The 18,039-nt window shown below is 69.4% G+C and carries 21 protein-coding genes; 4 read left to right on the top strand and 17 right to left on the bottom strand.

The genetic code is table 11. The annotated features are described in order from the left end of the window. Positions 1 to 102: 102 nt before the first annotated feature. The 13 genes from BN12_RS25955 to BN12_RS00410 all read right to left on the bottom strand — a co-directional run bounded on the left by BN12_RS25955 (position 103) and on the right by BN12_RS00410 (position 11,765). Positions 103 to 345, bottom strand: a complete 243-nt coding sequence (locus tag BN12_RS25955) for a transposase (RefSeq protein ID WP_407667772.1) — start codon at positions 343 to 345, stop codon at positions 103 to 105. A gap of 123 nt (positions 346 to 468) precedes the next feature. Then, entirely contained in the window at positions 469 to 3,714 is a 3,246-nt protein-coding gene (locus BN12_RS00465) for a LysM peptidoglycan-binding domain-containing protein (RefSeq protein WP_048549566.1), read from the bottom strand. Continuing rightward, on the bottom strand, positions 3,711 to 4,202 hold the full coding sequence (locus BN12_RS00460) for a TadE/TadG family type IV pilus assembly protein (RefSeq protein ID WP_235432259.1): 492 nt from the start codon (positions 4,200 to 4,202) through the stop codon (positions 3,711 to 3,713). Before BN12_RS00460 ends, BN12_RS00465 begins: the two co-directional genes overlap by 4 nt. Positions 4,203 to 4,207: 5 nt before the next feature. Further along, a complete protein-coding gene (locus BN12_RS00455; RefSeq protein ID WP_048549565.1) occupies positions 4,208 to 4,660 on the bottom strand; it encodes a TadE/TadG family type IV pilus assembly protein in 453 nt (150 codons plus the stop codon). Further along, complete coding sequence (locus BN12_RS00450; protein ID WP_083454287.1) at positions 4,657 to 5,076, bottom strand: TadE/TadG family type IV pilus assembly protein; 420 nt, start codon at positions 5,074 to 5,076, stop codon at positions 4,657 to 4,659. Before BN12_RS00450 ends, BN12_RS00455 begins: the two co-directional genes overlap by 4 nt. 8 nt (positions 5,077 to 5,084) lie before the next feature. Next, entirely contained in the window at positions 5,085 to 5,285 is a 201-nt protein-coding gene (locus BN12_RS00445) for a hypothetical protein (protein WP_048549563.1), read from the bottom strand. A 90-nt stretch (positions 5,286 to 5,375) separates the two neighbouring features. Beyond that, entirely contained in the window at positions 5,376 to 6,290 is a 915-nt protein-coding gene (locus BN12_RS00440) for a type II secretion system F family protein (protein WP_235432257.1), read from the bottom strand. Beyond that, positions 6,287 to 7,165 (bottom strand): type II secretion system F family protein, encoded by an 879-nt coding sequence (locus BN12_RS00435; protein WP_048549561.1) that lies wholly within the window; start codon positions 7,163 to 7,165, stop codon positions 6,287 to 6,289. Before BN12_RS00435 ends, BN12_RS00440 begins: the two co-directional genes overlap by 4 nt. Beyond that, a complete protein-coding gene (locus tag BN12_RS00430) occupies positions 7,162 to 8,610 on the bottom strand; it encodes a CpaF family protein (protein WP_235432256.1) in 1,449 nt (482 codons plus the stop codon). The genes BN12_RS00435 and BN12_RS00430 overlap by 4 nt, the downstream gene beginning before the upstream one ends. A 110-nt stretch (positions 8,611 to 8,720) precedes the next feature. Beyond that, positions 8,721 to 9,521: a hypothetical protein gene (locus BN12_RS00425; RefSeq protein ID WP_048549559.1), complete on the bottom strand. Its 801-nt coding sequence runs from the start codon at positions 9,519 to 9,521 to the stop codon at positions 8,721 to 8,723. Positions 9,522 to 9,524: 3 nt separating this feature from the next. Continuing rightward, positions 9,525 to 10,247, bottom strand: coding sequence for an SAF domain-containing protein (locus tag BN12_RS00420; protein ID WP_083454286.1), 723 nt, complete (start codon positions 10,245 to 10,247; stop codon positions 9,525 to 9,527). A 22-nt stretch (positions 10,248 to 10,269) separates the two neighbouring features. After that, complete coding sequence (locus BN12_RS23290) at positions 10,270 to 10,995, bottom strand: ATP/GTP-binding protein (protein ID WP_162233003.1); 726 nt, start codon at positions 10,993 to 10,995, stop codon at positions 10,270 to 10,272. A 194-nt stretch (positions 10,996 to 11,189) separates the two neighbouring features. Then, positions 11,190 to 11,765 carry a hypothetical protein gene (locus tag BN12_RS00410; RefSeq protein WP_157635256.1) on the bottom strand — a complete coding sequence of 192 codons (576 nt, stop codon included), beginning with the start codon at positions 11,763 to 11,765 and terminating at the stop codon, positions 11,190 to 11,192. 354 nt (positions 11,766 to 12,119) lie between these two features. Between BN12_RS00410 and BN12_RS00405 the strand changes: the two genes are divergently transcribed. From BN12_RS00405 to BN12_RS00390, 4 genes are read left to right on the top strand one after another with little or no spacing between them, the layout of a single operon-like run. After that, on the top strand, positions 12,120 to 12,536 hold the full coding sequence (locus tag BN12_RS00405; protein ID WP_048549556.1) for a helix-turn-helix domain-containing protein: 417 nt from the start codon (positions 12,120 to 12,122) through the stop codon (positions 12,534 to 12,536). Beyond that, the gene (locus tag BN12_RS24185; protein ID WP_157635254.1) at positions 12,523 to 13,029 is read left to right on the top strand and encodes an ImmA/IrrE family metallo-endopeptidase; all 507 of its coding nucleotides are present in this window, start codon (positions 12,523 to 12,525) and stop codon (positions 13,027 to 13,029) included. Before BN12_RS00405 ends, BN12_RS24185 begins: the two co-directional genes overlap by 14 nt. Beyond that, a complete protein-coding gene (locus tag BN12_RS00395) occupies positions 13,026 to 14,120 on the top strand; it encodes a DUF6545 domain-containing protein (protein WP_048549554.1) in 1,095 nt (364 codons plus the stop codon). Before BN12_RS24185 ends, BN12_RS00395 begins: the two co-directional genes overlap by 4 nt. After that, positions 14,101 to 14,727 carry a hypothetical protein gene (locus BN12_RS00390; protein ID WP_048549553.1) on the top strand — a complete coding sequence of 209 codons (627 nt, stop codon included), beginning with the start codon at positions 14,101 to 14,103 and terminating at the stop codon, positions 14,725 to 14,727. The genes BN12_RS00395 and BN12_RS00390 overlap by 20 nt, the downstream gene beginning before the upstream one ends. Positions 14,728 to 14,752: 25 nt before the next feature. Here the strand turns inward: BN12_RS00390 and BN12_RS00385 are convergent, their stop codons facing one another. The 4 genes from BN12_RS00385 to qatB all read right to left on the bottom strand — a co-directional run bounded on the left by BN12_RS00385 (position 14,753) and on the right by qatB (position 18,002). Continuing rightward, complete coding sequence (locus BN12_RS00385; protein ID WP_048549552.1) at positions 14,753 to 15,190, bottom strand: helix-turn-helix domain-containing protein; 438 nt, start codon at positions 15,188 to 15,190, stop codon at positions 14,753 to 14,755. A 135-nt stretch (positions 15,191 to 15,325) separates the two neighbouring features. After that, entirely contained in the window at positions 15,326 to 16,066 is a 741-nt protein-coding gene (gene qatD / locus BN12_RS00380; protein ID WP_048549551.1) for a Qat anti-phage system TatD family nuclease QatD, read from the bottom strand. Further along, complete coding sequence (qatC, locus tag BN12_RS00375; protein WP_048549550.1) at positions 16,063 to 17,334, bottom strand: Qat anti-phage system QueC-like protein QatC; 1,272 nt, start codon at positions 17,332 to 17,334, stop codon at positions 16,063 to 16,065. Before qatC ends, qatD begins: the two co-directional genes overlap by 4 nt. Next, positions 17,331 to 18,002, bottom strand: coding sequence for a Qat anti-phage system associated protein QatB (gene qatB / locus BN12_RS23550; protein WP_200901110.1), 672 nt, complete (start codon positions 18,000 to 18,002; stop codon positions 17,331 to 17,333). Before qatB ends, qatC begins: the two co-directional genes overlap by 4 nt. Between the last annotated feature and the right edge of the window lie 37 nt (positions 18,003 to 18,039).

Here is an 18,039-nt window from a genome sequence, read left to right as displayed (position 1 = left end):
GCACGGACAGCGTCAAAGAACAGTTCCCGCGCGGTCCTCGACGCAGTTGCGACCGCGACCCTGAAGGTCGCACTCCTCGCTGCGATCGAGGCAGCTCGGTAGCTACTTCACGCACGCGGGCCGGCGCTGAACCCACACGACGCTGATGGCTCTTCGTATGTGAGGGTGGGGACACAGGGGTCGCCCGCCGCCGATGAGGAGCATCCGGAGGCGGTAGTTGTCTCGGTTGCGGACGCCGCGGGCGATGCGGCGATGGAGCTCGATGAGACCGTTGATGGGTTCGGTGCCGCGGTTGGACGTGCCAGCGGTGTCGAAGTAGCCGAGGCACGCGCGACAGAATCTCATCAGTTGGGTGAAGGACCGTCCGAGCCGCGACTGATTGTTTTCGAAGCAGCTGAGGGTGGGGTCACAGAAGGAGCCCACCCGCAAGCATGAACGGCTGGACTCTCGGCTTCGACCTTCGGGTGGTCATCCTGCCTTGCGGGTCCGCTCGTGCCAGTCGCGGGTGGCGATGACTTGCTTGGTCCGGTCCGACAGCTCCGGTGGCGCGTCATCATCGTCCGTGCGGTTGCACACCTCGTCGCGCAGGATCCGGTCGGCCTCGCTGGGATGTCCTTCGGCGTCGGCGACGGCAGCGAGGTCGAGCCTGGGGATCTCCTCGTGCGGAGCGGCGAGAGCTGAAGTCTCTGCCGCGAGCCGGGCCTGGCGGGTGTCGCAGGACTGGAGGCTGTAGGTGGTGACCAGGTGGGCGACGTCGACGACCGCGCAGATCATGTGCTGGTCGAGCCGGTCGCCCTCGGACAGGAACGACCACCCACCATCGCGCAGCCGGTCGAAGGGCCGGCCTTGCACCAATCGGAGGGCGGCGCGCAGGTCGTCGACGCCGGCCGGGCCACGGGACTCCCCGCGCACGCGCAGACGCCTGAACAGATCGGCGTCGATCAGCACGTCGAGGACCTGGTAGACACCGACGCCTCGGGCGATTGCCGCGGGTGCTTTGCGCGCATCGGGGAGGTGAGGCTCGCCGGTGCGCGGGTTCGTGCCCAACCAGTCGCGCACGATGCGGACGTAGTCGCGAGCCTTCGCGGGGGTGATGCTGAAGGCCTCCGCTAGTTCCTCCGGTGTGGCGCCGTGTGCGCGGGTGGCCAGGAACGCGAGCATCTCGGTGTAGTACGGCTTTCGCTTCGTCACCGGGGTGCCGCGGGTGCGTGCTCCTACCGGGCCCAGCAGGGTCAGTCTGGGCAGCGGGCAGTCCTGGGACCACCACAGCGCGAGGTCCTCGTCCAGGGTGGGGTCCGCCTCGGCCACGCTGGTACGGACCCGCTCCGGAACCTTGGGGGCCAGCGCCTCGAGGTCGTCGGCCGTGGTCGCTGCGGCGCGGAGGTAGTCCTCGTCGGCGTGCTCGAGGATCGACGACGCGGGCTCACCGGCGTCGTCGAGCTCGTGGCGGGTGCGGGTGTGCTCTTCACGCAACGCTCCGGCCTCGTCGGACCAGGCCCGCCATCCCTCGCGCGCCTGCTCGTCGACCGGTATAGGGGTGTCGGCGAGGTCCTCGCTTTGCGCCAGCAGGGCGGCGCACCCTTGGGCCTCGTCGCTGGTCAGGCCGACGGCGATCAGGTCGAGGCCGGCGTGGGGGAGGCTGACCCTGCCGTTGTCGGTGACGCGCAGCTCGACGCCGGGGGCTCCGGCACGGTCGCCGCGGAGCACGACGGAGGCCCCGGTCTGGCCGGCGTGCTGGTACACCAGATCCAGCAGCTGGTCGAGGGCGGGTGTCTTGCCGCTCGCGCCCTGCTCCTCGGCCTCGCTGTCCGCCGCGTCGACGAGCAGGACCCGCGCCGGCCACGACTCGGCACCGTCCTGACGTGCCCGGGCGGTGGCGACGTCGACGCCGGACTCCGCACTGCGGTCGATCATGTCGATGGCGTCGGCCAAGACCTCGGCAGCGGGATCCGCACTCCCGCCGGCGTGGACTCGGATCCGGTCGGTGTTCATCGGGGCGACCTCGTGACCGACGCCGACGAGGTCGACCCTGACACCGTGAGACCAGGGGTTGCAGGCGATCTCGGCGGCCAGGTAACGGGCGAAGTCACGCCCGAACGTGGCGTCGCCGGTGATGCTTAGGGCGAGGTCCTCGATGTTGAGCAGCCACACGATTCCGTTGTCGCCGGCGCCGATGGTGACCAGCAGCGGGTACGGGGCGGGGTGATCGGGGATGCGTGGCCCGACGGCGGCCAGGTCAGCACCAGCGGGAAGGGTCCAGTGCAGCTGGTCGTCGCTGCCCGACCAGGGGTGGTCCAGCCGTGCTGGGGCGGACAGGTGCAGGTTGAGGGCATGCTGGCTCAGCTCCACCGCGGCGAGCTCTGGAATGAGCCCACCCTTGGCCGTGATCGCGGCCGCCAGTCGGTGCAGCGCCTCGTCCATGAGCTCGAGGTCGACGCACGCCGGGACACCCGCGACGGTGAGAGTCTTCTCCACGGGGGCCAGGAGCGGCTCTGGCGCGGCGATGGTGCGTCCCGGACGACGGGCACGGAACTGCGCGCGGCGGCGCCTGCGAAGGGCGAGCAGCATGGCACCGGCCAGCATTGCTCCCCCACCGGTCAGGCCGGTCAACAGCCATGGGGCCTGGCTGTCTTCGGAGTCGTGGGTGTCTGCGGCCGCCGTGTCGTTGGTGGCCGGCGCGTCGTTGCTCGAGGACTGGGCCGGTGGCGCGGGCGGTGTCGCCGGGGATGCCGGGGCCGGGCTCGGCACTGCGGTGCTCGCGGCCGGGGGCTGCGCGGGAGCCACAGGCTCGTGCGGCGGGTCAGGTGTGGTGACGCTGGGTGTCTCGCCGCCGGGGATGGTGAGTGTCCATCCGGGCAGGATCAGGTCGGGGTCACTCAGGTGACGCCCACCGGGCTGCACGGTGTCCCGGGATGCCTCGAAGATCTCCGGGTACCGGTCGGCGTCGCCGAGCTCCTCTTGGGCGATCCGTGACAGGGTGTCACCGCGCTCGACGGTCTCGGAGTGCTCGCCGTGCGCCGCGTCCTGCCGGGGCGCGTCGGGAATCTGGAGGGTCACCCCAACGGGGAGGAACCCTGGATCATGTCCTATTACTGCGCGGTTGATGTCGGCCAGCTCGGTGTAGCGGCTCCCGGTCCCCAGGTAGCGCTCGGCGATCGACCAGAGCGTGTCGCCACGCTCGACCACGTGCTCGTGTGTGGCCGGTGCTGCGGGTGCCTGCTGGGGACGCGCCAGCGCGTGACCTGATGCTCCGGTCACCGGCACGGGCGCGGACACCTGGTCTGGGAACGCCACAACGGTGGCGCTGGCCACCGACGACGCGTGGGCCGTGGTGGCTGCGTTGGCGGGGGTCCCTGGCATGGGGGCGGCCGCGAAGAGCAGCAGCGCTGTACCGACCAAACCCCGCGCGGCCGCTTGCGGCACGCCCAGGCCTCGCAGCTGCGGCGCCCGGACCCCTCGCGCCCGGGACAGGATCTCCAGGACGATCGCGCCGGCGAGGAACAGCCATGCCCCCCACGCAACGACCTTGATGGCACCCAGGGCCAGGGTCCCGTCGTCCGGGCTGGTCAGGGCGGTCCGGACCTGCTCGAGCGTGGGCCACACGTCTGGGAGGGGGTTGGCACCAACGGCCACGAGAGTGATCGGCAGTGCGACCACGATACCCACAATGGTCAAGGTCGCGGCGAGCCCGGTGAACCGAGTTCGCAGTGTCATCGCTGCACTCCTTCGAGGGCTCGGGTGATGGTGGCCTGCGCGCGGCCGGTCACGGTGATGCGGTTGATCCCGATGATGGACAGGAACTTGGTTGTGTAGACGTCGCTGGTGGTCACAGTGATGGTGTCGCCACCGCTCACCGTGGCGGTGCCCGTGACATCGCTAGCGGCCAAGTAGGTGCGGGCCGCCTGGACGGCGCGTGAGGTGTCCGCGAAGGCCCCCTCACCCCGGATGGCCGGCGCGGCCTGCAGCTGCTGGCCCCCGGCCCTGGCCGCCTGCCGGGCTGTGTCGCGTGCGTGCTGTTGCCCGTACACCTGGCCGCCGAGGTCGACAGCCATCCCCACAAGGACGATCATGATGAACCCGGCCGTGACGATCCAGATCGTGATCGAACCACGCTCGCCGTCGTCGAGGCGACGGCTGGTGTGCGAGCTGCGCTGGGTCAGCGTGGTGACGCGGCGACCGTGACGGGCGTTCAGGCCGAGCATGTGCCTCACCGCTCTCGGTAGGTGTCCAGCGGCGAGGTCATCGTCGCGATCACGGTTCGGGTGCCGGGCACCCCGGGCACGGAAAGGTCCGACAGGTTCACCACGCAGGTCACGGTGGCACGAACGCTGGCGGGTGTGCCGACGGGGGACGCGAATCCGCTCGTGTCGACACTGACGGTGGTGCGCCGGCAGTTGACGCGCTGGTTGCCCAGGGCGTTCGTCGCGGCCGTCTCCGCACTGCCGGTGGCTTGGCTCTGGGTCCGGGCGATCGAGGCGGCCCGGGCAGCCTCGGTCGCCGCGGAGCCGACGGCTTGGTTGGCGATCGCGACCCGTCCGGCGAACACGATGAGCCCGACGAAGAGCATGAAAGCAGGCACCACGATGACCGCCTCGATGACGGCCGATCCCCGTTCCCGGTCACGGCCGGGACGACACAGCAGACGCAGCGCCCGGCTCACTGGGTGATCCTCTCGACGGGAGCGCTGGCGCTCTGGGTGACGGTGGGCCGCCAGCCGGGGACGACGCTCAGGGAGCGTCCGCTGACCGTCACGGTGGCATTGGTAGCGCTGCGCGATGCGATTACCCTGGCGCCGATAAGGACGTCGTCCCCGCCTGCGGCGTCGACGAAGGCGTAGGCGTCCTGCGAACCGGCCGCGCCAGTCCCGTCCAAGCCGGCCGCGGTCCGGACGCCCTCCTGCGCAGCGGCCAGGGCGACGGTGCGGGCGTGGTAGAACAGCGCGCCCTGCATGCCCAGGAACATCACGGCGAACAACGCCGGCATGAGCAGCACCATCTGGACCGAAGTGGAGCCGCGTTCGTTCTCCTTGACCGCCCGGAGACGGTCAAGGAGAACGAACCCAACTGGCCGACGCATCGTTGGAGCTACCGAATCTCCGCGGCCTTGTCGCGCACGAAGTTCGTGATGGCCAGGACGACGATGCCCACGATGGCGATGACGGCAACGGCCCAGATGACGTTCTCGATGGTCACCGAGCCGCGCTCGGGGTCCTTGGTTGCCTTGCGGATGGCGGTGTCACGCATCTGGACGCCGAGGGTGTGCAGTGTTGCGGCGAGGTAGTACATGGGTGTCACCTTCTGGTTGAACCGGGTTTGTCACCCGGGCGGATCGGCTGGGTTGAAGGTTGAGCTTCGGTCAGCTTGCGGTCGTGGTCCTCAGGTGCTGCCTCCGATCACTCGCAGCAGCGCTGGCGCGACGAGGATGGCCAGGAAGATCACGCCGAGCAGGCTCATCGGGATCGACATCTTTTCGCCGACCTCGTTTGCCTTGGCCTTCTCGGAGGTCAGCATCGCGCTGCGCATCCCGGACGAGCGGGCGCGCAGGCTCCGGTAGATCTGGGCGCCCTCTTCCCCGGACAGGCGCATGATGTCCGCGAGGTCGTCGAGCTCGGGGAGGCCCAGCTCCAGGGCCAGACCATGGAGGGCGTCCCACGGTGTGAGGCCGGACCAGCGGGTTCGCGCCAGCTCCTCACCGAGGCGTCGGAACACCCAGGAGTCGCCAACCTCGGCCGCCACCTCCATGGCCTGCCGCGGGCCGGCGCCGGCGTTCCGCTCGAGCGCCACGAAGTCGATGTAGGCGCCGAGGGCCCGGCCGAACTCGGCCCGCGCCTTCTTCGCATCGTCCCGGACGTTGTAGTCGGGCAGGAAGAACATGACGGCGCCCAACCCGAGGGTCGCGACGGCGGGGATGAAGATCGGCAGGGGCGCACCGAGGAGAGTGAAGAACGTGGTGAGCAGTGGCGGAATGGCCAGACCGAGCAAGGCGAACATGATCTTTTCGCCGTAGTAGCGGCTGACCGGGATCCGCAGGATCGCCAGCTCCTTGGTGGGAACGGTCCCCCACGCGCCCGCGGGAAGGGTCTTCATCCCCCACACGCCGAGGCGTTCACGGGTATCCCCGGCCGGGTGCACCCCCTCGAGGTCCCGCCGCTTGGCATGCTCGGGTGAGAGACGCTGCAGGGCGTCGCCCAGGTCGGGATCCGCTGGGGTCAGACGCCACATGAGCAGCGCCACTCCCAGCCCGACGAGGCCGCCGGCGATCAGGGCCAGCTGCAGACCGGTGGCCATCATCGCGCGGCCGCCTTGGCTGCGGACCCGATGAACCTCGGCAGCGGCTTGCCGGCCGACATCCTTCGCATCCAGACCAGCGTGGCCACGTAGATACCGAGCAGCAGCACGAGGAGCAGCTGGCCGATCGGCGTTCCGTAGGGGGCGATGTAGTCGCCGGTCAGCGCCAGGACCCCCAGAACCGAGACGGTGATGAGAGTGACCCACCGCGCGGTCGACCGCGGCTTGGCCCGGTCCGACTCGATCTCGCGACGGGCGGCGACGTCGGCCGCGGTGGACTCAGCGAGGGCCTCCAAGACGCTGGCGACGCCGCCGCCTCGGCGCCGCGCGCCGAGGATCAGGTTGCCGGCGATCAGGTCGCCTGTCGCGTCGTCGAGCTCGTCGGCAAAGGCACGCAAGGCGTCCTCGGTGGCCCACCGGGCCCGGAGCCGGGACGCCAGTCGGGTCACCTCAGGACGGATCGCCTCAGGGGTCGATCGCAAGGTTGAGATCAGGGCCTGCTCGAGGCCCACACCGGCGGTGAGGATGCCGGACAGGGAGCGGGTCCATTCCTCCATGGCCTCCAGCCGCTCGATCTTGCTAGCCGACGGCGGCGCACTCAGCAGCAATGGAAGGCCCGCGGCGGCCGCCGGCACCAGAGGGATCGCCACGAGCCACCCCGTCAGGGCCGCGACCGCCACCCCGACCGCTGCACCGGCCAACAGCAGGAATCGGGTGCGCCGATCCAGCCTCCGTACCCGATTGAGCAGGCCGCCCTTGGCGAGGACGCTCCGCTTGGGCGCGGCCGCGCGGTCGGGGCGAGCCCGGAGCCCGACGGCGACACCGAGCACACCCGCGACGACCAGCGCGCCGGCCAGGGCCGGGACGAGGGCGGTCACGATGCGGCCTCGCTCTGCCCGAAGAACTCCTCGAGGGCGAACCCCCAGTCGGCCAGGTCCCGGTACTCATCGGGCAGGACGCGAGGTTCAGCCACGCGGCCGCCGGCCGGCGTGTGGAACACGCTCTGTACGGCATACCCCTTCTCGCGCTCTCCCGGCGTCAGAGTGAGGATCTCGGCGACCCAGCGAGAGCGTTGCGCCGTGCCGTCGGCGAGCGGCGTCGTCTCCAGATGGACGTGCACGATGATGTCGATGCTCGCGGCGATCGCACGGACCGCGTAGTCGTGGGTGATGTGAGGCCCGGCCTCCATCGCGCAGGTCACCAGCTTGCCGATCGCGCCCTCTGCGTTCTTGGCGTGGGTCGTCGAGATCGACCCGGAGCCCGACTCCATCGCCTTGAGCATCGCCAGCACCTCCGGGCCGCGGACCTCGCCAACGATCTGGCGGCACAGGTCAAAACGGAACGAGTCGAACAGGGCCTGGCTGAGGGTGAACTCGCCGACCTGGCTGCCGTCGGCGGCCCGCTCCCCCGATCCGGGGCGCGCCTCCCAGGGAAAGACGTAGGGGTGCTGCTCCTTCAGCTCGTGCAGGTGGAGCTCGTACTCGGTCTCGAAGGTGCCGATGATCTCGTGCTTGGGGATCTCCGCGCACAGCGCGCGGACCAGCGTCGTCTTGCCGGCGCCCTGGGCGCCCGAAACGACGATGCTGCGCCGGGACTTCACTGCGGCGGAGAGGAACGACGCGGCCAGCTCCGACATCGTCCCGCGGTTCACGAGGTCGGCCAAGGTGACCTGGCGCAACATGTGGCGCCTGATGACCACCGACGGCCTCGGCGTGACCCAGGCCGCCGCGGCCAGACGCGCGCCGCCGTCCAGGCGCAGGTGCAGCCTCGGTTGGGCCTCGGAGAACGGTCGGGCGTTGACCTCCGAGCGGGAGGCGAGGAAGACGAGGAAGTCGATCAGCTCCTGATCGGAGTCGGCGACCGCCGGGCCGGGAATGAGTCGCCCGTCTGTGATTTCGAGGAACACCGAGTCGTACCCGAAGATGAGGATGTTCTCGACGCGATGGTCGTCGACGAGCGGCTGCAACCGTCCCAAGCCGAACAGGGAGTCGTCGATGGCCTTCGCCAAGGCGTCCTGCTCGGCGGCGTTCCAGGTCTCCTGCCCGGAGCTGACTCGCTCGTCGTGCTCGTTGTTGAGCAGGTCGACGATGATCGCCCGCCCACGTTCCCGCTGGGCGGCGACCGACAGGTGCCCCCGCTCCTCACCCAATGCAGCGCTGAGGCGATCCGACGCCTGACCCCGGAACGCAGTGACCAGACCCCAGTCGATGTCAGCTCCGTGGCGGTGGATCCGGGGCATGTCCTGGTCGACGTGCCCAGCGGCGTCGCTTGCTGGGGTCGTGGAACCGGTGTCGGCCGGATCGGCATCGGTTCCAGGCGTCATCGTGAACGATCCCCGGACGCGACCTGGCCGCGCCGGCCGCTGGGGCTGGGGCGCAGCGAACAGCGGCAGCGACGTCGGGTCCACCGGGTTGTTGGGTGCTGGGTCACGGCTCATGTCAGCCCTCCGACCATCTGGGTGGCCAGTTGGTCTCGATTCGCGGCCACGGCGGTCTGGATGGCGGTCTGGCCGGCGGCCAGGCTGCGCACCAACCGGGACGAGTCGAATCGGCGAGGAGCCTTGGCGCCCTTGGCGAACACGTCCGCAGCCGCCGGATCCCAGGCAAGTGAGGCCGTCACCGGAATCTGCAGGACCTTCTGCACGTCCCGTGCCGAGTACGGCTGCCCCTCCCCCACCAGCAGCAGCCCGAGCGAGGATCTGCCTCCGACCCGCTCGAAGCCGGTCCGGAGGGTCTCGGCCCAGGACCGTGCCGCGGACAGGGACACCAGATCGGTCCGGGTGACGAGCAGCGCGAGATCGGCCGCATAGATGAGCGGATCGGGGCTCCCTGAGAGGCCGAGTCGTCCCGCATCGACGATCACGTCCTGACCGGTGGCCTCGAGGGCCTTGAACTCCGCCGCGAGCTTCTCCCACAGGGGCAGCAGGCTTCGCGCTTGCCCGTGCGAGCGAGTGCCGGGCAGGAGCGCAACGGTCGCCTCAGGTGAGCCGGGCATCCGCACCGTGGCCTCGGCGATCGCCTCACCCAGCTCGCCGTGGCGTTCGGCCAGGGCGAGATCGATCAGTGAGCTCGCCGGCGCAGACTCGGCGCGCAGGTAACCGGCGAAGACAGCGGAACCTCCGGTCGGGTCACCCTCCACCAGCAGGACGGGCCGCGGCCAAGTCAGGGCCACACCCAGCGCCGAGGCGGTGACCCCGGGTGACCCGGACGCGGAGAACATCACGATCAAGGCCATCGTTCAGCGCTCCCTGCTGTCCAGGACCAGGGCCACCTTGCCCGTGGCTGCGCGAGCGGCCAGCTCGGCGGCTTGACCCTCAGGCACCTCGAGCGAGACCACGGTCTCGCCGTTCTCGCCGTTGGGGTAGATACCCACCACCGTCGCAGCGACGGTTGCCGGCGGCTCCTGGCCGAGGTCTCCCTGCTGGCCAGGGGTGGCCACGATGCGGACGAGATCACCGGCCAGCAGTCTCTCGCCGGGCATCAGCGAAGGCGGCAGCGCGACCCCGACGACGGACATGCCCTCACTGGGAAGAACAGCCTTGGTGACGCCCGCGGCCGTGACCAAGCTGCCGGCGGCCATGTCCATGGCCGCGCGCTGCCCAACCAGGCTCGACAAGCGATCACCGGGGATGGTCTTTAGCGCAGGGTCCAAGCCGACCTGGACCGTCACAAGGTCACCCTGGGTGATCGTCTCCCCGCGGGTGACGTCCTGCCGGAGCGCGACGACTTCGTGGGTGTTGCTCGTCGAGGACCATGTCCACACCCCGAGCAGCGCACCAAGGCACACGGCCGCAACCGATGCGGCGACGAGGACCGGGCGACGCCGCAGCTTCGGCGCGGGCACGACTGGCACAGCCGCGACGGCGGGCCCCTCCTTCCCGCGTCGGCGCCGATCCGGTCGTGCGCCGCGCCCGTCGCTCGCTGCTGACGAGCCGGTCGCCTGGCTGGTTGTGGTGGTCATCTGCTTCCCCCTCGAGGTCGGCTCAGTTGCTGAGCACCTGGGCCTCGCCCATGGCGATAGCGGTCGTGTCGGTGAAGTTCAGGGGGATCGTGCCGGTCTGGCCGATGCCGGCCCAGGTGACGACCCAGTAGGTCGTCGCCCGCACCGTGTAGGTGCCTTGCCGGGTGTAGGTGTGCCCGCACGTCGGCGAGGACTGCTTGCCGTAGGACGCGGCGTACTCCGTGCCCGGACCGGTGCACGTGACCGTGCTCCCGTCGCCCATGGTCCACACGGTGCGCTGGGCTTTCGCGGTCGCGGTCACGGTGAAGCCTCCAGCTGACGCCGACTGCGTCTGAGGACCCCAAGTCGTTGCGCCCGGGTTCTCCGCCCACATCCACGTCGGCATGCCGATGATCCCGACACTTCCGGCGCGCGGCTCGGGCACGATGCCGATGTTGATCGCACGCAGGTTCATCCGTGCCGTGGCCTGCTGCGCGAGAACCCGCGGGTCTGGCGGTGCCCCTCCGGGCGGGGTAGCCAGCCAGACCCAGAAGACGACACCGGACACCGGGCCGCTGCCGATTGGCCTGAGGCATTCGTAGATCTGCCCGTTCGTGTGCCCTTCCCACGCAGGGTCACTGAACGGAGGCTGAGGAATCCTGGCCTTGCAGTAGGCGTTCTGGCCGTTCGACCACCAACCCGCATCGGAGGAGCACGGAACATCGGCCGGCGGGGTAAGGAGGCTGTTGATGCACTTCTGGACCACCACCGGCTCAGTGCCACCATCCCCCGGGTCACCCGGATCCTCTGGGTCACCCGGCGGCCTGACGATGATGACGCACTCTCCACTCCACGGGTCAGGACCCGTGCCCGGGGGGCAGTTAACCGGAGGGTCGGTCGCGAAGGCCGACGCAGCCCCACAGAGGAGAGCCCCGACGATGCCCAAGGCACCAATCACGCGTCTCAACACGGTTGCCCCTTGAGTGTGTCAACGGTGACGAAGAATCCCTGTGGAGCCTTGACGACGGTGTAGGCGTACCGCTGCTGGTCCGGCCGTCCCGCCCTGACGACGGACTTACCGGCCTTGTCCACGATGTTGACGTTGCTGACGTCCACGCATGCCGAGACCGCGAAGGTCTTGCCATCCTTGGTGGTGGCGGTGGGCGCCGTGACCGATGTCTGTCCCGTCAGAGTCCAGGACTTGGCCTGGTAGGTCCCAAGTGTGTTTCGGGATTGCGCTGCGGCCTGGTCTCGCGCGACCGTGGTGACGAGTTCGAGGCTCTTCTTCGGGTCTGCGGCGAGCTCGTCGAGGACGGCCCAGTAGCGGGCGATCGTCCCCTCTGCCGACCGAAGGTCCTCTTCGGCGGGGGTCAGCGGCGGCGTGGTCGACGTCGTGCTGGTTGATGGCGACGTGTTTGAGATGGTGGTCGTCCCCGACGGCGTGGCGGCTGGTTCGGAGTCGTTGCAGGCCGAGGCCAGAACCACAGCAGCCAACAACACGGCGGCTCCGGCAGCGCGATTACGGCTTCGCGTGGTCATCTGCGTCTCCTCGATCTCATTGGGCAAAGGCCCTGATCGGCCCTGTCAGGGGACACCACTCGCCAAAGTTGATGGATCAAGACTAGTGCATTTGTCTCACTTGGACCAGGCGCCAGAGAGCGTTTCGCCTGCCAAGTGTTTGATGCCCCAGATCTCCCCTTGCCCCTGCCGTACGACCGCGCAGTACCCGCCCGCCAGCCGCGACCCTCGCCGGTTGGCCGAGCCGATCCCGGTGACTGGACGGGCATCGCCACCCTTGGAGAGTAGCCCATTGACGCACAGCATGCGTTCTTGGATTTTGCTGATATGTCCATGGATATATCAGACGGCCCTGGCTGCGCGTAGAATCGGCCCATGGACTCCGCGGGCCTCCCCGATCTCGCTGGCAAACTTCAGCATCTGTTCAAGACGATCCCCCAAGACGCCGGCCGCGGGTGGTACACCAACGAGGTCGTGGTGCGCGAACTGGCTGAGCGCGGCGTGGCAGTCACGATCCAGCACCTGAGCAACCTGCGCAACGGGAGGCGGGACAACCCGTCTGCCCGGCTCCTGGGTGGGATCGCCGAGGTGTTCGGCGTCCCGGTCGGCTACTTCTTCGACAGGGACGAGGAACGGCGCGTGAACCAGGAGCTCGAGACGCTGTCGCAGCTCCGCCGCACCGGCGGGCTTCGGCTCCGCGGCAGTGATCTGAGCCCGGAGGGGGTCGTGCAGCTGCTCGCCGCCATCCAGGAGGTCAACCGCATCGAAGGCCAGCGCCGTGAAGGCGACTAGCTCGACCGCCAGACTGCGGCATCGCAGAGCCGTCCGTGACGGCCGTGTCTTGCTGGGCCATGGCGCGACCGTCGACGACCTGGTCGCCGCGTTGGCTCGGAAGCGGGAACGGGCCGTCGTCGTGCTGCCGGTGGCGCTGTCCGGCTATGCGCCTTCTGGCGCCTGGATCCCAATGACGGATCGCGACTACCTGCTCGTCCCGACGACCGCCTCCCCCACACGTCGACGCGCGATCCTCTGCCATGAGGTCGGCCACATCCTGCTCGGGCACGAGCCCGCACTGCACGACAGCCTCACTCCCGAGCTGATGCACGCTTTCGCCCCGACGCTGCCCCTCGAGACCACCCGGAAGGTCCTCCAGCGCACCGGCTATACCAACCGCCAGGAGGCCGATGCAGAGCACGTCGGGACGGCGCTCTCGGCCGCGCTCGAGGACCTCGCGCGGGCGGGCGACTGGGAAGCCTCTTCGCGCCTGTCGTCCCGGCTGCGATGACCGCGCCGGAGGTCCTCACCGTCCTCGCCCTGTGGAGCGCGGCGGCCTACCGGACCTACTTGGCTCGGGCTAGGCCGGCAGCCTGGCGGACCGCTCTGGCCCTCGGCGTCTGGGCCCTCGCCATCGCTACCACCGGCCACTTCAACCGAGCGCGCCTCGACGAGTGGCTGGGACTCCCCAACGCCACCAACTTGGGCAGCAGGCTTGCTCTGTGCGTCGCCGTTGCCTCGGCCCAGCTCTACCTCCTGGAGACGCGGCAGCCGGACGCCACCGTGGCGCGTCGTCGCGCCATCTGTGCCGGCGCCGCGGTCACGGGACTGGTGTCGGTGGTCGCGTGGGTCGTCGCCCCCATCCACGCGGTGGAGTTCCCCGACCTCGCCGACGCACCGCGACACCCGGCCACCCTGGTCTACGCGGTGACGATCTACCTGTACCTCGCCTGGTTCCAGATCGACCTCGCCCGCTACGCCCGCCGCAGTTTCCGAGCCGCCCGAGACAGTGACCCGCCCGCAGCCGCGGCCATCGCGCTCATCGGCGCCTCGGCCTGGGCAGGCTGCGCGGTTCTGCTGACCTGGACCGCCCACAGCACGACCACCCAGGTTCTCGACCGCCCCACCCCACTGCTCGACCGGCTGGCTACGGTCATGTTCCCCATCCCACTCACACTCTTTGCGATCGGTCTGCTCGCCCTCCCCGTAACGCCGGCCATCTCCCACCGGCTCGCTGCACGCCGGCTCACGCTGCGCCTCAACCCTCTCTGGCAAGCCATCCTGAACCAGCATCCGCACGTTCACCTGCCCCTGGGACAGGATCGGGTGCGCCAGATCCTCGACCCGCGGCTCAGTGCTCAACGTCGCCTCATCGAGATCTCCGACGGGCTCGAGGAGCACCACGTGGAGTCGCCGGGCACCATGCACGAGCTCGCCCGTGCCATCGCGTCTCCCCCGGTCCCCGGCGGACACCTGACGGCCAAGGACGCGCTGGCGCAGCTCAACGCGTCCCCATGGCCAGAACCCCTCATCAGCCTGAGCGACGAGCTCGTGGCCACACGACAACAGCGAGGAGAGGCCGATGCGGCCCAGCTTGGATGACCGTGACCTAGCAAGGCTGGCGGGCGCGCAGACCACGCCCGCCGCGCGATGGATCGCTGGCGCCCTCACCCCCGCCAACGTCGTGCTGGCGCTCATGGCCTACCTCGCGGTGAAGTACGCCGACAGCCTGGGGGCCGCCGCCGCATGGTGGATGGCCGCCCTCGTGCTCGTCGTCGGGGTCCCCTACCTGATCCTGTACCGCGCGCTGCGCAAAGGCACGGCCAGCGATCGGCAGGTCGTGCAACGCTCCCAGCGGCCCGTCCTGATGGCCTCAGCGGCCACTGCGGTGACCATCGCGCTCGTCGTGCTCAACGTGGCCGGCGCACCGAGGCCCCTGGTCTGGCTGATCCTGGCGATGATCTGTGGCCTGGTCGCGATGGCCCTGACCACCCTGGTGTGGAAGGCGTCGATGCATCTGGCCGTCGCGGCCGGCGCCGCTGCCGTCCTGGCGATCGAGAACAACGTGGCGGGCCTGGCCGCCGCGCTGTTCCTCCCACTCCTGGCGTGGGCGCGGTGGCGCGACGGACGGCACAGCATGGCGCAGCTGATTGGTGGTGCGGTGATCGGCGCCGTCGTCGCGGGTGTGGTCTACGGCCTGCTCCGGTAGGGCACCCACCCGGCCCTGGCCACCGCTACGCGGATCCGCGCCGGGCGACGGACAGGGCCGCCGTGGTGTCGTCGACGCTCACGCTCAGCGCAGCCGCCAATCCTTCAATTGCGGCCGTTGGCGGGATTCTGTCGATCCTGCCGGCCTCCCACCGTGCGTAGGTCGGAAGCGACAGGTGGGCCTGCTCGGCTACTTGGCGCGCGCTCAACCCGGCAAGCACGCGAAGTCGCCGCAGATCGGGCCCTCCTTGGGCGGGGACGAGGAGCTCGTCGACGGGAATGTCGACGGCAGCGGCAATCCGGTGGAGCACCTCTGGGCGTGGGGCGGATGCGCCACGCTCCCACCGGGAGACCCGTTCTCCCCCGGCCACGCCGATCAGTCGCGCCAGCTCATGCTGGGTGAGACCGACCCTGACCCGGGCGTGCCGCAGCGCCTCGGGGCTCACCAACGAGTCAGATTCCATCACCGGCAGCCTATTGTCACCTTGACCTACAGATCGCCCATACCCCTTATGGTCACCTCTTCATCGGGCATGTGCCGCCCCCTATAAGGGTTGGCTAGTGCCGCCAAGCGGCTGCAGTGGCGGCTCCACCAGCCATCAGTTCTGCGCACCGATCGTGAGCACCGCTGATTCGTTCGCTCGGACGACCTGTGCCGCGCCCTGGCGGGTCGTTCCCCAGAGGTCTGCCAGGCCGTCGATCGCGTGTGTCACGTCCCACGGATTCAGCGGGCGGCGGTCCGACTGCGCAAATGGTCCGTCCGTCTCCACGAGCAGCCGATTGGGGGCAATCTCGGAGACCAGGGAGCGACCTCGTGCGCCGGAAAGCATCGCTGGACCGACGCTAAACCAGCATCCTCGCTCGACCGCTCGATGCAGTTCGGCCTTCGTGCCCGTGAACCAGTGAAGGATGACCTTGTCCAGTCCTGGGTGGCGGTCCAGACACTCCAAGACCTGCGACGCCGCACGACGGCTGTGGACGGACAGGACCTTTCCGCCCGCCCGCTCGCAGGCGGTCAAGACGTGGTCGAACACGAGGGTCTGAGCGTCCCATGTGTGGAGGTGCTGAGGCGAGCCGTCCAGGCCGACCTCGCCCACGAACCGGGTCTCTGGGAGAAAGCGATCGAACAGCTCAAGCTCGCGGTAACGCTCGCCAGCGAGTTCGGGGTGGAATCCCAGCGCGGTGCGGATCATGGGCCGCCCTTTGGCCAGACGTGTGGTCCCAGTCCAGGCAGCCGGGGTGGTCGTAACCGACAGGACACCGACCCGGCGTCGCTCGAGTTCGTCGACGATCGCCTCGGCGTCCGGGTACAAGTCGAGGTGGCAGTGGAAGTCGATCACGCCACACCGTAGTGGTCGAGCAGACCGCCGAGTTCCCCGAGTCCACGTGCGAGCATCGCCCGTAGCGCGTCGGCGTTCTGGATGTGCGGAGAGTTCAGGGCGTTACCGATCCACCGGTCGAGGCCCTGCTCCTTGACCTGGATCCGCGCCCTGGCGATCGCGCGCAGGTCCTCCAGATCGGCGCCGGCGTGGCTCGAGAGGTCATCGTACCTGTACGAGGTGGTGTCAGCCAGGTCCGCTGCCAGGAACGCTGCCCGGCGTACGCTGCACGGCAGGCACCTCCCGCAGTGCTGCAAGCCGTAGCGCTGGTATCGACCGCAACTCGTCGACTCGATCGCGAGCTGAGCCAGTAGCCGCGGATCGGCACTGTCCCGGATCATCTGGCCCTTGGTCTTCTCCGTATACGGATTCCTCAGCTCCACCCGAACATCGATGGCGTCCAGGATCGCCTGGAACTCACCCAGGTAGTGCGGATGGGCAGTTCGGGTGCTCAGGCTGCCCACCCGGCCGGGCGTGAGCGCCGGGTTTATCGCGATGAACCCGTTCTCACACATGTAAACCGGCACGACGTCCCCTTCCGCGTACCGCTGAGTTGTAGTTGCCGCGAGAACGGCGAAGGCTAGGAAGAGTAAAGAGCGTGCGCGCTGCGACGTTTCGCTGACCGTCCACGGCGTGCTGACGTTGTGGTTCACCTGCAGGTGGTCCACGGCTGCGACCTTCTGAGCGAAGCGGACCTGGTTGGCCTGGTCGCCGCGCACCGTGTGGCTGACAGCGAAGGTCGAGGACCCGGTCGCGTGCAGGTCGATCACGCCGATGAGGCTGTCGAGGCCGCCCGATAGGAGCACGGCCGAGTCAGCCGCGGACAGGCGGGACTTCTTGGGCGCCTCGGGCAGTCCGGCGGCGCCAGCGAAACCTATGGACCACCGGTCCGTGGTGAGAAACCCCAGCATCGACGCGATCCGGTCGTCGAGTCCAGCCCACCGCGACAGGTCACTGACCGCAACCTCAAGGTCGATCTCGCGGGTCCACCCATCGACACTCGAGTCCCGGCGGACGGTGAAGTCCGCCACGACTGCGCTCAACGCGAGCGAAACGAGGTCCCACGCCTCCGGGACGGGCGTCAGGCCCATGCGCCGCACCGAGCTGGCGGCCGCACCGCCGGCCGACACACCACCCGCGGGAGTCGACTTGCTGTACAACACCACGGGCGTCGCCCCGCCAGCGGACACCCCAGCGATGAACGACTGCGGACCGCACGTGAACTTCATTCCAGGTACTCCTCGAACACCCTGAAGGTCTCCCTCAGCGCGCCCTGAGTCACGCGGGCCAGGTCCGGGCTCGCGGGTGTCACGCCCGACGCCCAGAGCTTGTCAAACGCAGCGGCGACAGTCGCGGCGATGTACTCGCGCACCTCAGCGAACCGAGCGGCCGCGATGGACGCTGACGCCGCATGCTCATCGAGCTTCTGGCCGAGGTCGAGACAGAACCGGTTGTAGACGTCCAGCCCGACGAACCGCTCGACGACGAACTTCCGCTGGGTATCGTCCAGGTCGAGCAGGTCCGCCTCGGGGTACCGATCCAGGACGTCCGACAGGGCGTCGCGGACCGCGCGACGCGACGCCTCGGCGTCTTGGGTGCCGTCGACCGGCCTGATCGCCTCGACGATGGCGTCCAGCACAGACTGAGCGTTCTTTCCCCCGGCGATGGCGGCGTCGCGAGCAGCCGTCAGGTCCGGCTGTGTGCCTGGCTGCAGCACTGCACCCAGCCGGGCAGCGGTGCGCGAGGTGCCGTTCAGCCGCCGGCCCATCGTGGCGCTACCGCCGTAGCCGCTGCGTACGTAATGCCCGAGGGCACGGCGCATCTGCTCGGCAGCACCGGAACGTGCATACCGCCCAACGCTGGTGCGCGCGTCGCGGAACCGCGCTGGTGCGGCCACGGGGATAGTGAGATTCGGCGCTGGCTCGTCGAGCGGC

The organism is Nostocoides japonicum T1-X7 (assembly GCF_001046855.1).
Classification (GTDB): Bacteria; Actinomycetota; Actinomycetes; order Actinomycetales; family Dermatophilaceae; genus Nostocoides; species Nostocoides japonicum.
This window is presented reverse-complemented; position numbering and strand designations above follow the sequence as displayed.

What these genes read in the sequence shown, in the direction of transcription:
- BN12_RS25955 (WP_407667772.1), bottom strand. Translation starts at nt 345, where the DNA reads ATGAGATTCTGTCGCGCGTGCCTCGGCTACTTCGACACCGCTGGCACG.
- BN12_RS00465 (WP_048549566.1), bottom strand. Translation starts at nt 3,714, where the DNA reads ATGACACTGCGAACTCGGTTCACCGGGCTCGCCGCGACCTTGACCATT.
- BN12_RS00460 (WP_235432259.1), bottom strand. Translation starts at nt 4,202, where the DNA reads ATGCTCGGCCTGAACGCCCGTCACGGTCGCCGCGTCACCACGCTGACC.
- BN12_RS00450 (WP_083454287.1), bottom strand. Translation starts at nt 5,076, where the DNA reads ATGCGTCGGCCAGTTGGGTTCGTTCTCCTTGACCGTCTCCGGGCGGTC.
- BN12_RS00445 (WP_048549563.1), bottom strand. Translation starts at nt 5,285, where the DNA reads ATGTACTACCTCGCCGCAACACTGCACACCCTCGGCGTCCAGATGCGT.
- BN12_RS00440 (WP_235432257.1), bottom strand. Translation starts at nt 6,290, where the DNA reads ATGATGGCCACCGGTCTGCAGCTGGCCCTGATCGCCGGCGGCCTCGTC.
- BN12_RS00430 (WP_235432256.1), bottom strand. Translation starts at nt 8,610, where the DNA reads ATGACGCCTGGAACCGATGCCGATCCGGCCGACACCGGTTCCACGACC.
- BN12_RS00425 (WP_048549559.1), bottom strand. Translation starts at nt 9,521, where the DNA reads ATGGCCTTGATCGTGATGTTCTCCGCGTCCGGGTCACCCGGGGTCACC.
- BN12_RS00420 (WP_083454286.1), bottom strand. Translation starts at nt 10,247, where the DNA reads ATGACCACCACAACCAGCCAGGCGACCGGCTCGTCAGCAGCGAGCGAC.
- BN12_RS00410 (WP_157635256.1), bottom strand. Translation starts at nt 11,765, where the DNA reads ATGACCACGCGAAGCCGTAATCGCGCTGCCGGAGCCGCCGTGTTGTTG.
- BN12_RS00405 (WP_048549556.1), top strand. Translation starts at nt 12,120, where the DNA reads ATGGACTCCGCGGGCCTCCCCGATCTCGCTGGCAAACTTCAGCATCTG.
- BN12_RS00395 (WP_048549554.1), top strand. Translation starts at nt 13,026, where the DNA reads ATGACCGCGCCGGAGGTCCTCACCGTCCTCGCCCTGTGGAGCGCGGCG.
- BN12_RS00390 (WP_048549553.1), top strand. Translation starts at nt 14,101, where the DNA reads ATGCGGCCCAGCTTGGATGACCGTGACCTAGCAAGGCTGGCGGGCGCG.
- BN12_RS00385 (WP_048549552.1), bottom strand. Translation starts at nt 15,190, where the DNA reads ATGGAATCTGACTCGTTGGTGAGCCCCGAGGCGCTGCGGCACGCCCGG.
- qatC (WP_048549550.1), bottom strand. Translation starts at nt 17,334, where the DNA reads ATGAAGTTCACGTGCGGTCCGCAGTCGTTCATCGCTGGGGTGTCCGCT.